This is a genomic window from Paraburkholderia graminis (assembly GCF_003330785.1).
Classification (GTDB): Bacteria; Pseudomonadota; Gammaproteobacteria; order Burkholderiales; family Burkholderiaceae; genus Paraburkholderia; species Paraburkholderia graminis.
Genome location: NZ_CP024935.1, coordinates 523350 through 538739 on the forward strand (window position 1 = coordinate 523350; position 15390 = coordinate 538739).

The window sequence follows — 15390 nt, forward strand, 5'->3', positions numbered from 1 at the left end:
GACGACGCGCGGCGCACGGCCGCGAGGAGATGGCAGCATGTCGAATCACGTATTGAACGCGGCGCAGGCCGCTGTGCCGTTGCCGACGGTGAGCACGCCGCGCCGCTGGCTGAAGGCGCTCGACCGCGGCCTGATTTCGGTCGTCGAAGTGTGCGCGGCGCTGCTGCTTGCTGTGGAAATCGTGGTGATGCTCGCGGGCGTGGTATCGCGCTACGCGTTGCATCAACCTCTGGTGTGGTCGGATGAACTGGCCGGCATCCTGTTCCTTTGGCTCGCGATGCTAGGCGCCGTACTCGCATTGCGACGCGGCGAACACATGCGTATGACCGCGCTCGTCAGCCGGTTATCGGCGGAGCGCCGCGCATTTGTCGACACGCTTGCCGTTGCCGCGTCGGTCGCATTGCTCGCGCTGCTCGTTGCGCCCGCCTATAACTACGCATCCGGGGAAGCGGCCATCGTCACGCCTGCTTTGCAGATCAGCAATGCGTGGCGTGCGTTTGCATTGCCGATTGGCGCCGCGCTGATGCTGGTCGTCGGCGTGATGCGGCTTGCACAGACTTGCCGCATGCGCGACGTCGCTATCGCTCTGGTGATCGCGGCGCTTTTCGGCGCAGCGGCGATGTGGGCAGGACCGTGGTTCCAGACGCTCGGCAAGGCGAATCTGATCATCTTCTTTGTGGGCGTGGTCGCAATCGGCATCTTCTCCGGCGTGCCAATCGGCTTTTCGTTCGCACTCGCCACGTTCGGCTATCTAGGCCTGTCGACCTACACTCCGCTGGAAGTGGTCGTGGGGCGCATGGACGAAGGCATGTCGCATCTCGTGCTGCTGGCGGTGCCGCTGTTCGTCTTTCTCGGCCTGCTGATCGAGATGACAGGCATGGCGCGCGCGATGATCCAGTTCCTCGCGAGCCTTGTCGGTCATGTGCGCGGCGGGCTGTCGTTTGTGCTGATCGGTGCGATGTATCTCGTGTCCGGCATCTCCGGTTCCAAAGTGGCCGATATGGCCGCCATCGCGCCCGTGTTGTTTCCCGAGATGAAAAAGCGCGGCGCGTCCGAGGGCGACCTCGTCGCCCTGCTTGCCACCACCGGCGCGCAAAGCGAAACCATTCCGCCGAGCATCGTGCTGATTACGATTGGCTCCGTCACCGGGCTTTCCATTTCCGCGCTCTTTACTGCGGGGATGTTGCCGGGCGCCGTGCTCGCGCTCGTTCTGTGCGTCGTCGTGTGGTGGCGCTATCGGAAGGAGGATTTGAGCGGCACGCAGCGCTTCAGCAAGCGGCAGATAGGCCGGCTCTTTATTGTGTCGCTGCCCGCGCTGGCGTTGCCGTTCGTGATCCGGGCCGCGGTGGTCGAGGGCATCGCGACCGCTACGGAAGTGTCGACCATCGGCATCGCCTACTCGATGCTGATCGGCCTCCTTATCTATCGCCGTTTCGAGTGGCGGCGGCTTCCCCGCATGCTTGTCGATGCAGCCACTTTGTCGGGCGCGATTCTGTTCATTATCGGCTGCGCCACTGCAATGGCATGGGCCCTCACGCAATCGGGTTTCTCGCAGGACCTGGCGCAATGGATGGGTGCAATGCCCGGCGGCGCATACGGTTTTCTGGCCGTGTCGATCGTCGTGTTCGTGATGCTCGGCAGCGTGCTCGAAGGCATTCCGGCGATCGTCCTGTTCGGACCGTTGCTGTTTCCAATCGCGCGGCTTGCGGGCGTGCATGAAGTTCACTACGCGATCGTGGTGATTCTCTCGATGGGTGTGGGCCTCTTCTCGCCGCCGTTCGGTGTCGGCTACTACTCCGCGTGTGCGATCAGCAAGGTCAGTCCCGATGCGGGCATCCGTCCTATCGTCAGCTATATGGGGGCGTTGATCGTAGGGCTGATTGTCGTTGCCGCGATACCCTGGATTTCAACCGGCTTTCTCTAACTGCTGTCTTTCCGTTCGACCTTCGGGCGCTGCATTTTTGCCGCGCCGGGGAGTCGCTCGTCTATCAATATCTGCTGCGTGGGGAGATTTTCATGAGTCGTTTCTTTGGCGAGATTCGTCAAGCGGGGTACGTGGTGCGCGATATCGAAGCCGCGATGGATTACTGGAGCCGCGTGCTCGGTGTGGGACCGTGGTTTTACAACGAACGTGTGCCGATTGAAAACTACACTTATCGCGGGCAATCATACGAAGTCCATAACTCCGTTGCGCTGGCGAACTCGGGACCGCTTCAGGTCGAACTGATTCAGACAAGGAACGACGCGCCCTCCATGTACCGCGATTTTCTCATCGCCGGCAATACAGGGCTTCAGCACAACGCTTACTGGACCACTTCGTTCGACGCCGACCTCGCGCGTTTGCAGCAGCAAGGCTTCAAGGTTGCGATGAGCGGCGAAGTCGGCCGCAATGGCCGCTTTGTTTACTTCGACACGGAGAATCATCCGGGAACGGTGATTGAGCTCTCGGAGATTGCGGGTCCAAAGGGCAAGCTCTTCGACATGATCTACGCAGCCTCACGCGATTGGGACGGCCGTGAGCCGGTGCGCCGCTTTCCGGATCTGAACGCGCTATGACCGACGCACAGCAGCCGCATGGCGGCGATCGCGATTCGCTCGAAGCCGATTATCTGATCGAGACGCCGCTCGATCCCACGCGCGTCGCCGAGATCATGGCGGGCGAGCAGTCGAGTGGCACGTTCGTGCGCGTGGCCAACGAAACCGACGCACTGCGCGCGCGAAGCCGCGCGAGCGTGCTGCGCATCGACGAGCTGGAACCCGCGGCGCAGCCGAGTCTTCATAGCTCATGGCTCGCCCGGCAGGGCGCGCGAGGGCCGTGGCGGCGCGCGCGCGTCACGCTGTCTTTTCCACTTGCCAATATTGGCGCTAACTTGCCGACGCTTGCCGCGACCGTCGCAGGCAATTTGTACGACCTCGGCGAAGTCACTGGCATGCGCCTATTGTCGCTGCGTTTGCCGGCGTCTTATCGTGCGCGCTTTGAAACTCCGCGTCATGGCGTGCAGGGTACGCGTGCGCTGACGCAGGTAACCGGCGGGCCGCTGATCGGCACCATCATCAAACCGAACGTGGGCCTGAGTGCTGAAGAAACCGCGGCACTGGTACGCGATCTGTGCGACGCAGGCGTCGATTTTATAAAGGATGACGAAGTAAGCGCGAACCCCGCGCATGCGCCGCTCGCGGAACGCGTGCGCGCGGTCATGTCCGAAGTGCGTCGCTACCGCGAGCGCAGCGGCCGCCCGGTCATGGTCGCCTTCAATATCACCGACGAACTCGACGCGATGCGTCGTCACGCGGAACTGGTGGAGCGCGAGGGCGGCACGTGTGTGATGGCAAGCATCAACTGGTGCGGCTTTTCCGCTATTCAGACGCTGCGTCGCGCCACGCCATTGGTGCTGCACGCGCATCGCAACGGCTACGGCATGATGTCGCGCGATCCGTCGCTCGGCATATCGTTTCAGGCTTATCAGACGCTGTGGCGTCTGGCCGGCGTCGATCATATGCATGTACACGGCCTCGTCGGCAAATTCGCGCAAAGCGACGACGAAGTCATCGAGTCCGCACGCGACTGCGCGACGCCGCTCGCCGCAGGCTGCGACGACACGGTATTGCCGGCGTTTTCTTCGGGACAGTGGGCAGGCACTGCGCAAGCGACGTTCGATGCAGTGCGATCCACCGACCTGTTGTTCATGTCGGGCGGCGGCATTCTCGCGCATCCCGATGGCCCCGCAGCCGGTGTGATGAGTGTGCGGCAGGCATGGGCCGCGGTAGAGGCGGGCACGCCCGTGCCGGTCTACGCGGAGCGCATGCCGGAACTGCGGCGCGCGCTCGAGTTTTTCGGCGGCCGCAAGTGAGTTCACACGACGACCACAGCCGCAGCGGCGCGACCGGCGGCGGCCCGCAATACGCGTTTTACGGCGACGATTTCACCGGCGCGACCGATACGCTCGCGCATCTCGCACGCGCCGGCTTGCGCACGATGCTGCTGTTAGCGCCACCGGACGCAGCGCGTCTGCGAAAGCTCGGCCCGCTCGATGCGATTGGCGTGGCGGGAGCCGCGCGTACGATGTCGCCGGATGAGCAGCGGGTCGAACTCGCACATGTCGGTGAGGCGTTTGCCGAACTCGGCGTGCGCGTGATGCACTACAAGGTGTGCTCGACTTTCGATAGCGCGCCGCAAACGGGCAGCATCGGCGTGGCGATCCGCACGTTGCGCGACTATTGCGCGAATCCGCTTGTTGCAGTGATTGGCGGACAGCCCAATCTGCGGCGCTATTGCGTGTTTGGTGAGTTGTATGCAGCGGCGGGTGCTGATGATGACAAGTCGTCCATCTATCGGATCGATCGTCACCCGACCATGAGCCGGCATCCCGTTACGCCGATGAACGAGGCGGATTTGCGCGTGCATCTGCAGCGGCAGGGCGTGGATAACGTGCAGTTCATCGACTGGCGCTGCTACGCGGCAGGCGACACCGCGCTGCAAACCGAACTGCAAGGCCGGCTCGCTTTGCGGCCCGATGCCGTGCTGTTCGACGTGCTCGACGATTCGCATCTTCACGCGATTGGGCGCTTGCTGATGCATCAGGCGAGAAGTGCCGCGCCGCTGCTTGCGGTAGGCGCGAGCAGCGTGGCGCAGGCGTATGCGTCGGCGCTCGGCCAATCGGCGGCCAGTGAAGCAGTGCCACAGCGCGAGCGGTTGGCTCGTGCACGCGGTCCGGTATTCGTGCTGGCCGGCAGTCTGTCGCCGTTGACCGAGGTGCAGATCCGCGCCGCGCATTCCTATCGCCACATTGAACTGGACCCGCTGCAGATGACGGGCGAATCGGCACACGGCTATCTAATGGCGCAAGTGGTGGCAATCGCCGATGCGTTGCGCGATGGAAGCAATGTGCTGGCCTTCACGGCGCGGCGCCGGTCGAACGCGTACGAAACGCCCGGCGCGCTGCCGCAACTTGCGCACGCGTGTGCGTCATTGCTGCACCAGGTGCTTGGCGCAGTGAAACTGCAGCGTGTCGGCATTGCCGGCGGAGACACCTCGAGCATCGCTGTGCGGACCTTGGGCGCATGGGGCCTGTCGTACCTTGCTCCGCTGCCGGCCGGCGTGACCGTGTGCCGCGTGCATGCCGACAGTGCCGAACTGGACGGCGTCGAGCTGATGCTCAAGGGTGGCCAGATGGGCGACGCAGACGTGTTCCAGCAAATGCTCGAAGGGTATGGCGACGACGAACGCAGCAACGTTTAACTGCGTTGATCGTTGATTGGCAGGTGTCCGCCGCGTCCCGATCTTCGCGACTACGGATGAATGGTTTCGCCGCGATTCAGCATGCCGATGAACTCCTCGATCTTGCGCACCCGTGTTGCAGGCTTTTTGGCGTTCTGTATCCGAAACAGGATGGCGTAGCGGTTCCGTCCATTCAGCGACGCAAAGAAGGCGCTGGCCTTGGGATTCGCAGCGAGTGCGGCCTGCAGGTCGTCCGGTACGACTGAGTTGCTGGCCGACGTATACGCAGCTTCCCAGCGGCCATCCTCTTTGGCTTTCTCGACTTCCCGCATGCCTGAAGGAAGCATTCGGCCTGCGGCGATCAGCGCTTCGGCCCGCTCTTTGTTGAGCTTCGACCAGATACTTTTTGCCGATCGTCGAGTGAAGCGTTGCAGCCAGTACTCTTCACTTTCAGCCTGTTTTTGACCGTCGATCCAGCCATGACAAAGGGCGCTCTCCAGCGCCTCTTCGTAAGTCAAGGTTGGCTGCCCGGCTCCCTTTTTGGCAAGGCGCAGCCATATTCCGGTCGACGTGTCGCCGTTTTGCGTCAACCAGTTTTCCCATTCATTCTGGTCAAGGCATGTCAGACGAGGCTCAGTCATGGTGGGTCCGAATGGTTGCATTCAGGCCGAGGGCGCTTTCGTTCACCGAAGGCTTGCATTACCTGCGTTCAGTATCGTCCCCGGTATCGCGTTGTGACCGGCTCTCGCTTTTACGCCCGTCTGGCCCGACATCATTACGCGACGGATGAACATCGCCATCGCCTCGCTCGCCATTGTCGGGCGAGCCGCCGGTCACCGGCGCGCCGCGCTGATTGCCGAATGAGCCGCCGCCTGAAGCCCCGGTAGATTTCGAAGGGTTGCCCCGATCATCGTCGTCGTTCGATGGTGTGTTCGTCATCGTGTGCTCCTATGGGTTGCATTAGTGCGTTCATCGCGAGCAAGCCATGCGCCAGCACTACCGATACGCTCAACCCAGCGCCCCCGTTTCACACGCTAGCTATTGCGCTGCCCACCCGCAATCACCCGCTCCAACGACAGCTTCAAATGCCGCAACATCGCCGCTTGCGCCTGGATCGCATCGCGCGCTTCAAGCGCTTCGAGAATCGCGCGATGTTCATCGGGCACCGCGCGCCACGTCGTTTCGTTTTCGAAGTGGCCGCGCAGCTTTTCCGACAGCGGACTATGCCGCGCGTCGAATAGCGAACTGACGGTGCGCACGAGCACTTCGTTGCCCGACATCTGCGCGATGGCGAGATGGAAGGCGCGGTCGGCCGTCACGGGGATTCTGCCGGCCTCCACTTCGTGCTCCATCTCCTTGTAGATCGCACGCAGCGCCTTGAGGTCCTTCGGTTTGCACAACGGCGCGACGCTCGCGACGATCGCGCCTTCGATCACGCAGCGCGCCCCCATGATGTCGAGCAGGCTGTCGCCGAGTTCGGCCTGTGAAAGCGCCGCGCCTTTTTTCGCGGGCGGCGCAGCGCACAGATAGACGCCGGAGCCCATGCGAATTTCGACGAGCCCTTCGAGTTCCAGCGCGACGAGCGCTTCGCGCACCGACGGCCGCGACACGCCGAGCGTCTCGGCCAGCGCGCGTTCGGGCGGCAAGCGGCCATTCGGCGCGAAGTCCGGCTGGGCGATCAGGTCGCGCAGCTTTTCCGCGATCTGGAGATAGAGACGGCGAGTGTCGGCAGCTCTGGTGGTCACAAAACGTTTCCTGGCGGTGGAGCTTCATCAAGCCCGGTAAGGCGAACGCCGATTGTAGAGCGAAGCGCCAGCGGCGCAAATCGCGGCTCGGGACGAAGCTCGGGGTTTTCCCAGGGAGCCGGCAAATTGGCTTGACCAGTGAGCCAGTTTACCGTTATTTTTCGCAAAGTGGTAAGGCCGGAAGCGATGCAACCAGCGGGCGTCGCTGCGCCGCGCTCTTTGCCGAAGAATTTCCACACTCACTAAAAACTCAAACCGGACGCGCGCGTCATTAACGTGCTGCTCGCGTGCCGAGCCTGGAGTAACCAACAATGGCCAACCCGATTCTTCAATTCGGCACAAGCCGATTTTTGCAGGCGCATGCGGATCTGTTCGTGTCCGAAGCGTTCGACGCAGGGCGCGCGCTCGGCCATGTGACCGTCGTGCAGACCACGGCGAATCCGGAAAGCCTCGCGCGTATCGACGCATTGCGCGCGCAGGGCGAGTACGACGTGCGTATCCGCGGCGTGCGCCGCGAAGCAGTGATCGATACGACGACGCGTTGCCGTGCGATCAGCGAAGCCTTGAACGCCAAGACGGATTGGCCGACGGTGGTGGAGCGCTTCGCGCGCGATGCGCGCGTCGTGATCTCGAACACCGGCGACCGCGGCTACGAGTGTTTCGCCGACGATACCGCCGAGCTGCTGCGCCGCGACGCCAGCGTGCCGCGCGGCTTCGCGGCGAAGCTCGTGGTGCTGCTGCACGCGCGCTTCAACGCAGGCGCCGCGCCGCTGACGCTGCTGCCTTGCGAACTCGTATCGCGCAACGGCGAGACGCTGCGTGCGCTCGTCGCCGACATCGCGCGTAGCTGGAATGCCGAGCCCGAATTCATCCGCTATATCGAAGAGACTTGCGTGTGGGTGAACTCGCTGGTGGACCGCATCGTGTCGGAGCCGATCCGGCCGGTCGGCGCCTATGCCGAGCCGTACGCACTGTGGGCGATCGAGCGCCAGGACGGCATGGTGCTGCCGTGCGAGCACGAAGCGATGATCGTCACCGACGATCTGCCGCACTACGAGCGTCTGAAGCTGTTGCTGCTCAATCTCGGCCACACGTGGCTCGCGGAACGCTGGAAAGTCGACGCGCGCGATCCGCAGGAAAACACATTGCACGCGATGCGCGATCCGGCGCTGCGTGCGGACCTCGAATCGCTATGGCGTGACGAGGTGCTGCCCGTTTTCGACGCGCTCGGCCAGGGCGACGACGCACGCGCATATCTCGACGACGTGCGCGAGCGCTTCGAAAATCCGTTCCTCGATCATCGTCTCGCGGACATCGCCCGCAATCACGAGCAGAAGAAGCAACGCCGCTTTCAACCGGTGATCGATCTGGCGCATGAACTGCGTTTGCAGTTGAAGCAGCCGCGTCTGCGCGCGGCGCTCGCAACGTCGCCCGATCATCTGAACACCTGACTATCAGCCCAGGAGGAGACAGTTTCATGAAAAAAATGCGTTGGGTTGTGATCTTTCTATGCTTTCTCGCGATTGCGGTTAACTACATCGACCGTGCGAATCTCGCGGTCGCCGCGCCGCAAATCGAAAAGGCGCTGGGCATCGGCCCCGCCGAAATGGGCTTCATTCTGAGCGGCTTTTTCTGGACCTATGCATTGATGCAGATGCCGTTCGGCTGGTTCGTCGATCGCGTCGGCGCGCGCATTGCGTTGCCGCTCGCAGTCGGCTGGTGGTCGTTGTTTACCGCCGCGACCGCGGTGACCACCAGCGTCGCGGGCATGTTCGGCTGCCGGCTGCTGCTCGGCGTGGGCGAGGCGGGTGCGTATCCGTCGTGCGCGAAGCTCGTCAGCCAATGGTTTCATCCGCGTGAGCGCGCCATCGCGACGAGCATCTTCGACAGCGGTTCGCGCGTCGGCTCCGCGCTGTCGATACCGGTCGTCGCGCTCATCATCAGCGCGCTCGGCTGGAAAGCGGCCTTCGTGCTAACCGGCCTGCTCGGCGCGGTGTGGATCGCCGGCTGGTTCGTGATTTATCGCAATCCGTCGCAAGACGATCTGGACGGCGCGCACGACGCCACGCGCGCAGCGCAAACAAGCAACCAGCAAAAGGTCACGTGGGCGTCGCTGTTTCGCCACCGCACGCTGTGGGGCATGATGCTCGGCTTCTTCTGCCTGAACTTCGTGATCTATTTTTTCATCACGTGGTTTCCGAGCTATCTCGTGCAGACGCGCGGCTTTTCGCTGAAATCGCTCGGCACGCTCGGCATGATTCCGGCGTTGATCGCGATTCCCGGCGGCTGGCTCGGCGGCTATGTGTCCGACGCGCTGTTCCGGCGCGGCTGGAGCCTGACCGCGGCGCGCAAGACGTGCATGGTCGGCGGCATGCTGTTGTCGTCGGTGATCACGCTGTCGGCGTTCACGGAGAACGTGTATCTGATGCTCGCGTTCTTCGGCATCGCGTACGGCAGCCTCGCGTTCGCCGCGGCGAGCATCTGGTCGCTGCCAGGCGACGTTGCGCCGACGCCGGGCCATGTCGCGTCGATCGGCGGCATTCAGAACTTCGCGTCGAACCTGGCGGGCATCGTCATCACCACGTTCACCGGCGCGATGGTCGCGCTCACCAAGGGCTCGTTCACGATTCCGCTCGTGGTGGCAGGCGGTTTCTGTTTTCTCGGTGCGTTCAGCTATCTCGTCATCGTGGGCCGCATCGAGCCGTTGTCGATCGAACCGGCTCGCGACGACGAGCGCGAGCGCGTGAGCTCCACTGTCTGACCCATCCGATTCATTCTGCTTTCGAGGCTTCTCATGTCGACTCAAGCCAGCGTCGCATCCGCGATCATCCGTCTGCATCCGGGCGACGACGTCATCATCGCGACTCGCCAGCTACTGCCGGGCACGCGCATCGACGCGGAGCAACTGGTGGTCACCGGTTTGATACCACCCGGCCACAAGATCGCGACGCGCGACATCGCGAAAGGCGAGCCGGTCAAGCGCTATAACCAGATCATCGGCGTCGCGCGCGAAGCGATTGCGCGCGGCCAGCACGTTCATGTGCAGAACCTCGGCATGTCCGAGTTCGCGCGCGAGCATGTGTTCGGCGTCGATGCACAACCGACCGCTTATGTGAAAGAACCCGCGCACTTCATGGGCATCCGTCGCGGCGACGGGCGCATTGCGACGCGGAATTACATCGGCATCCTGACGAGTGTGAATTGCTCGGCGACGGTCGCGCGCGCGATCGCCGATCACTTCCGCCGCGACGTGCATCCCGACGCACTCGCCGATTATCCGAACGTCGACGGCGTGATCGCGCTGACGCACGGCCTCGGCTGCGGCATCGACACGCAGGGCGAAGGCATCCGCATTCTGCGCCGCACGCTCGCGGGCTATGCGGTGCATCCGAACTTCGCGTCGGTGCTGTTCGTCGGGCTCGGCTGCGAAACGAACCAGATCGACGGCGTGCTCGAGGCCGGCGGTCTCGGCAGCAGCGACCTCAAGCTGCGCAGCTTTACGATCCAGGACAGCGGCGGCACGCGCAAGACGATCGAGCGCGGCATCGCGATGGTGCAGGAAATGCTCGCCGACGCGAACCGCATCCAGCGTGTGCCCGTGCCGGCTTCGCATCTCAGCATCGGCTTGCAGTGCGGCGGCTCGGACGGTTACTCGGGCATCTCCGCGAATCCCGCGCTGGGCGCCGCGGTCGATCGCGTCGTGCGGCATGGCGGCACCGCGATTCTCTCGGAGACGCCGGAGATTTATGGCGCCGAGCATCTGCTCACGCGCCGCGCGGTGAGCCCCGCTGTGGGCGAGAAACTGCTCGCGCGAATCGCATGGTGGCAGGACTACTGCGCGCGCAACGGCGGCGCGCTCGACAACAATCCGTCGGCCGGCAACAAGGCGGGCGGCCTCACGACGATCCTCGAAAAATCGCTCGGCGCGGTCGCGAAGGGCGGCACGACGAATCTCGTCGACGTCTACGAATACGCGCAGCCGGTCGCCGCAAAAGGCCTCGTGTTCATGGATTCGCCGGGCTACGACCCGGTGTCCGCGACGGGCCAGGTTGCCTCAGGTGCGAACGTGATCTGCTTCACGACGGGGCGCGGCTCCGCGTATGGCTGCGCGCCGTCGCCGTCGCTGAAGTTCGCGACGAATAACACGCTGTGGGAGCGTCAGGCGGACGACATCGACCTCAACTGCGGCGGCGTGATCGACGGCAGCGCGAGCATCGACGAACTGGGTGAAGCGATCTTCCAGATGATGCTCGATTGCGCGTCCGGCACGCGCACGAAAAGCGAATTGCATGGCTACGGGCAAAGTGAATTCGTGCCGTGGCAAGTCGGCGTGGTGACGTGACGCGAACCCGCACGTTACGCAAACTCAAACCCGATTGAAACGCGATAGCCGCATGAATCGCTGATAGGAGACACTGAATTGGAACGCCGCCTTTATGCAGGCCGCGACGTGAAGCGTGCGCATGGCATCGACGATCTGCGCGCGATGGCGCGCCGGCGCTTGCCGAATTTCTGTTTCGAGTATGTGGAGGGCGGTTCCGAAGACGAGGCGACGCTGCGCCGCAATCGCGATGTGTTCCGCGAACTCGCTTTTCTGCCGCGCACGCTCGTGAACGTCGAAAAGCGCAATCAGAGCGTGACGCTGTTCGGCGAGCGCAGCGCCGCGCCGTTCATGATCGGCCCAACCGGCTATAGCGGACTGATGTATCGCGAAGGCGACGTCAAGATGGCGAGCGCGGCGGCGGCGGCCGGCATTCCGTTCGTGCTGAGCAACGTGTCGACCGTCGCGCTCGAAGACGTCGTGCGGCGTGCGGGCGGCCGCATATGGATGCAGGTCTATATGTACCGCACGCGCGAATCGCTTGCGAAGCTCGCGCAGCGTTCGGAGGCCGCCGGCATCGAAGCGCTCGTCGTGACGACCGACAGCGCGGTGTTCGGCAAACGCGAATGGGATCTGCGCAATTACGTCGAGCCGCTGAAGCTCGACTGGCGCAACAAGTTCGATGTGCTGCGGCATCCGCGCTGGATGGCGAACGTATTGTGGCCGAGCGGCATGCCGCGCTTCGCGAATCTCGGCGACTTGTTGCCGCCTGGGCAAAACAGCGTGAAGGGCGCGACGATCACGCTTGGTCAGCAACTGGACCCGTCGCTGTCGTGGGACGACATCCGCTGGTTGCGCGATTTGTGGCCGCATCGGCTGATCGTGAAAGGCGTGCTCGGCGCGGCCGATGCACTCGAAGCGGTGAAGGCGGGTGTCGACGGTATCGTGCTGTCGAATCACGGCGGCCGGCAACTCGACGGAGCGGTCTCGGCGATGGATGTATTGCCCGAGGTCGTCGAGCAGGCAGGCGGCAGGCTGTGCGTGATGCTCGACGGCGGATTCCGTCGCGGCACCGACATTCTGAAAGCGGTCGCGTTGGGTGCCGACGCGGTGCTGCTCGGACGCGCGACGACTTATGGCTTGAGCGCGGGCGGTCAGCCGGGCGTCGAACGCGCCATCGATATTCTCAAAACGGAGATCGATCGTGCGCTCGGACTACTCGGTTGCCGCGATATCGCGGAACTCGACCGAAGCTATCTGCGCCGTGTGGGGCACGACGAGGCGCTATCGCGGCCGCTGCAGGAACGACGCGTGCCCCTCATCGATCATGACGCTCCGGTGACAGGCGAGCCTTACCTGCAGGCGTGAGATGCAAGGCCGCGCTCTGTTCACTGCGCAAGCTGCCAGCGCAATACCGGATGCCTGGCGCCTGCCGGCATCGCCCACACGCCCGTTGAGCTGAAGTCGTAAGTGGGACCGAAGCTCGACGGCACGCTCATTTCCGCAGTGGTCAATCCCTTCGCCGCCGATGTGCCAGTGCCGCTATACACGTCGCGCGTCGCGTGAGTGGTCTGCGTATCCCAGTAGACGTCGCTCGCAATCGTGCCGTTGTTGGTGCTCGCGACGCCGAGCGCGGGCGGACCTAGCGCGGGCTGAATGCTCTGGATGACCTGGCCGGTCGCAAACGACTGCTCGATCGTGCCGTCGTTTCGTTGAACCAGGGCGGCGCTGCCGTCTGTGCAGGCCGTGCCGTTGCCGCCGCCGCAATAGTTCGGCTGAAACGATACCTGACCCGTCGCATACGACTGCGAGATGAGGCCCGAGTTGCTTCCTGCGAGTCCGCCTCCGCCGCCGGTATGCGCCTCCGCCGTCACCGCGCCGGTCGCATACGATTGCCTGATCGTCCCCGCGTTGATGCCCACGAGACCGCCCGGTGTGCCTTCGGCCAATACATTGACGCTGCTGCCCGAGCGCGTGATCGTGCCGTAGTTATAGCCGACGAGGCCACCGGTACTCGACGCGTAGCTGTAGCCTCCAAAGTCGGATGCCGATCCGCTCGTGCGAACGTAGGTGACGAGTCCGTAGTTGAATCCCGCCAGTATCCCGTACGATCCATAATCGTTCGGATCGCTAATGTTTCCGTTCACGTTGACATTGCGCACGACACCCGTCGTGCCGATCACGCCGAAGAGTCCTGCTGCGCGCTGGTCAGGACCGCCGGTGATCGAACCCGGCGTAACGAGCACCGTGCGCGACAAGGTCAGGCCGCTGATGGCGTGACCCATGCCGTCGAACTGACCGGAGAACGGCGTGGCGCCGTCGCCGATGGAAGTGAAGGCGAACGCCGGCGGAAAGCCCGACGTGGCGCTCGCGTCAATGTCCTTGCCTAGCGCGTAGTTGGCGGCGAGATCCGCCGATACCTGCTGCAAGTCGTTCAGCGAATTGACGAGCTTGTAGGCCGTCGCCTGCGTCAGCAGTCCGCTGAACGGCGCGGCGGTCCACGCGCTGTTGGTGAGCACCGTGCCGGGGCTGTAGGTGCCCGTCATGTCGTAAAGCGCGCTGACGATGCCGGTGCTCGCGGACCAGTCGAGCGTGCCGTGGTTCGCGATGCTGCCGCCGTTGTCGATACCCGACGCGTCCGCGCGCAACGTCAGATTGCCGGAGCCCGAGTTCTTCAGCGCGACGCCCGATGCGATCGAGACATCGTGATAGGCCGCAAGCGATAGCGCGGCGGGCCCGTTCCAGTTTAGACCCGAGGCGACGCTCAGATCGCCGGATACGCCGTTTGCGCCCGTTGTCGTCACGTTGACCGAAGTGCCCGCGTCGAGACTGCGGCGAAGCGCTCCCGCGGCGGCGGTGTCGATCGTGAATACGGGGGACGTCACGTTCCACTGCGATGCGAGCACGCGTGCGTCGCGGCCGAACGAGAGATTGAGCGCGTGCGTGTCGACCGTGCCGCCGCTGCCGTCTGCGTTGGACGCGGCGATCGTGCCGCGCTGCGCGACGCTGCCCGTATCGGCGACGAGCCACACGTGGCCGTCGCGCGTCGCCGTGCCCGTTGCGCGTACGCGCGTGCCGCCGCCCGCGAGCGCGTAGATGTTGCCGTCCGCGGCTTGCAAATTAATCTGCGCGGCGCGCAAGGCCCCGGCGTTCGCAACCGTACCCTTGCTGCCGGTTTGCACGAAAAGCTGCTTGCCACTCGACGAATCCTGCAACAACACGTTCGCGCCGACGCCGAGTTCGGCGGTTCCGTTGGGCGCTTCGACGGTGCCCGCGTTGACTACTGCGTTGCGCGCAATGAGAAATACGTCGCCGCCCGTCGAGCTGATCTTGCCGAAATTCACGACGCTCGCATTCGAATCGCCTGTGAACGTTAATGCGCCGCCGTTCATGAACGCGCAATTGCAGACGTCGAGTGTGGAGGCCAGGAAACGTCCGCCGGTGCTGACGACACCCGACGGCCCGACGACGATACCTTGCGGGTTGATCAGATAAACGTCGCCCGTTGCACTCAGCTTGCCGAGGATCGCGGAGAGCGAACCGCCAGTCACGCGATTGAGCGTCGCGCCCGAGCCGTTCTGAAACATCACGGCATTGCCCTTGCCGATCGAGAAGCTGTTCCAGTCGATCACGCCGCGCGTCGAGCCCGGTTGGGTGACGATCAGGTTGTTGCCGCTGGTGTTGATCGAACCCTGGCCGCCGACATACTGACCGCCTTGCGGCAACACGCCCGCCGCTATCGCCACGGAAGCCGGAATCAATCCGGCGAGCGACAGTGCGAGCGCAATTGAACGATGCCGCGCGGCGATGCCTGTCCGAAGAGTGCCTTGAACCGGTCGGGGTATTAACCGAAATGACATGTGTGCCTCCTCGGTGTCAGTCCGATACGCGCGCGGCGGAACGCGGATGCCGTTGCACGATCCGCGTCGTCGGATGAAGTCTGCTGAATCAGCTTAGCAGTGCGCTTTGATGACACGCTGTAATAATCACAGCACTTTGTGCCGTGATGGTGTCGCTTTTTGCAGATCATTGGGCCTGAACGCAACGGAGCGCAGGCGTTTGCCGCGCGCTAAATCCCTACGTTTTCTTGACGTCATCTGTCATTT

Annotated in this window: 12 protein-coding genes; 8 read left to right on the top strand and 4 right to left on the bottom strand. The window is 63.7% G+C overall.

What is annotated here, in order from left to right:
• The first annotated feature begins 37 nt into the window (after positions 1-37).
• The 4 genes from CUJ91_RS20550 to CUJ91_RS20565 all read left to right on the top strand — a co-directional run bounded on the left by CUJ91_RS20550 (position 38) and on the right by CUJ91_RS20565 (position 5239).
• Entirely contained in the window at positions 38-1924 is a 1887-nt protein-coding gene (locus CUJ91_RS20550) for a TRAP transporter large permease (protein ID WP_114158009.1), read from the top strand.
• A 92-nt stretch (positions 1925-2016) separates the two neighbouring features.
• A complete protein-coding gene (locus CUJ91_RS20555; RefSeq protein WP_029966205.1) occupies positions 2017-2556 on the top strand; it encodes a VOC family protein in 540 nt (179 codons plus the stop codon).
• A complete protein-coding gene (locus tag CUJ91_RS20560; RefSeq protein WP_114156981.1) occupies positions 2553-3851 on the top strand; it encodes a ribulose-bisphosphate carboxylase large subunit family protein in 1299 nt (432 codons plus the stop codon). The genes CUJ91_RS20555 and CUJ91_RS20560 overlap by 4 nt, the downstream gene beginning before the upstream one ends.
• The gene (locus CUJ91_RS20565) at positions 3848-5239 is read left to right on the top strand and encodes a four-carbon acid sugar kinase family protein (protein WP_114156982.1); all 1392 of its coding nucleotides are present in this window, start codon (positions 3848-3850) and stop codon (positions 5237-5239) included. Before CUJ91_RS20560 ends, CUJ91_RS20565 begins: the two co-directional genes overlap by 4 nt.
• A gap of 50 nt (positions 5240-5289) precedes the next feature.
• Here CUJ91_RS20565 and CUJ91_RS20570 read toward each other — a convergent pair whose 3' ends face one another.
• The 3 genes from CUJ91_RS20570 to CUJ91_RS20580 all read right to left on the bottom strand — a co-directional run bounded on the left by CUJ91_RS20570 (position 5290) and on the right by CUJ91_RS20580 (position 6963).
• Positions 5290-5859 (bottom strand): YdeI/OmpD-associated family protein, encoded by a 570-nt coding sequence (locus CUJ91_RS20570; RefSeq protein ID WP_114156983.1) that lies wholly within the window; start codon positions 5857-5859, stop codon positions 5290-5292.
• A gap of 58 nt (positions 5860-5917) precedes the next feature.
• Positions 5918-6157, bottom strand: coding sequence for a hypothetical protein (locus tag CUJ91_RS34465; RefSeq protein ID WP_107708814.1), 240 nt, complete (start codon positions 6155-6157; stop codon positions 5918-5920).
• A 95-nt stretch (positions 6158-6252) separates the two neighbouring features.
• Positions 6253-6963 carry a FadR/GntR family transcriptional regulator gene (locus CUJ91_RS20580; RefSeq protein ID WP_006049401.1) on the bottom strand — a complete coding sequence of 237 codons (711 nt, stop codon included), beginning with the start codon at positions 6961-6963 and terminating at the stop codon, positions 6253-6255.
• Between the two features lie 311 nt (positions 6964-7274).
• Here CUJ91_RS20580 and CUJ91_RS20585 point away from each other — a divergent pair, with 311 nt between their 5' ends.
• The 4 genes from CUJ91_RS20585 to CUJ91_RS20600 all read left to right on the top strand — a co-directional run bounded on the left by CUJ91_RS20585 (position 7275) and on the right by CUJ91_RS20600 (position 12652).
• Positions 7275-8414 (top strand): mannitol dehydrogenase family protein, encoded by a 1140-nt coding sequence (locus CUJ91_RS20585; RefSeq protein WP_114156984.1) that lies wholly within the window; start codon positions 7275-7277, stop codon positions 8412-8414.
• A gap of 26 nt (positions 8415-8440) precedes the next feature.
• The gene (locus CUJ91_RS20590) at positions 8441-9724 is read left to right on the top strand and encodes an MFS transporter (RefSeq protein ID WP_114156985.1); all 1284 of its coding nucleotides are present in this window, start codon (positions 8441-8443) and stop codon (positions 9722-9724) included.
• Positions 9725-9757: 33 nt separating this feature from the next.
• Positions 9758-11305 carry a UxaA family hydrolase gene (locus CUJ91_RS20595; protein ID WP_006049404.1) on the top strand — a complete coding sequence of 516 codons (1548 nt, stop codon included), beginning with the start codon at positions 9758-9760 and terminating at the stop codon, positions 11303-11305.
• 78 nt (positions 11306-11383) lie between these two features.
• Positions 11384-12652, top strand: a complete 1269-nt coding sequence (locus tag CUJ91_RS20600) for an alpha-hydroxy acid oxidase (RefSeq protein WP_244231065.1) — start codon at positions 11384-11386, stop codon at positions 12650-12652.
• Positions 12653-12672: 20 nt separating this feature from the next.
• Here CUJ91_RS20600 and CUJ91_RS20605 read toward each other — a convergent pair whose 3' ends face one another.
• Positions 12673-15144, bottom strand: a complete 2472-nt coding sequence (locus tag CUJ91_RS20605) for a two-partner secretion domain-containing protein (protein ID WP_114156986.1) — start codon at positions 15142-15144, stop codon at positions 12673-12675.
• Between the last annotated feature and the right edge of the window lie 246 nt (positions 15145-15390).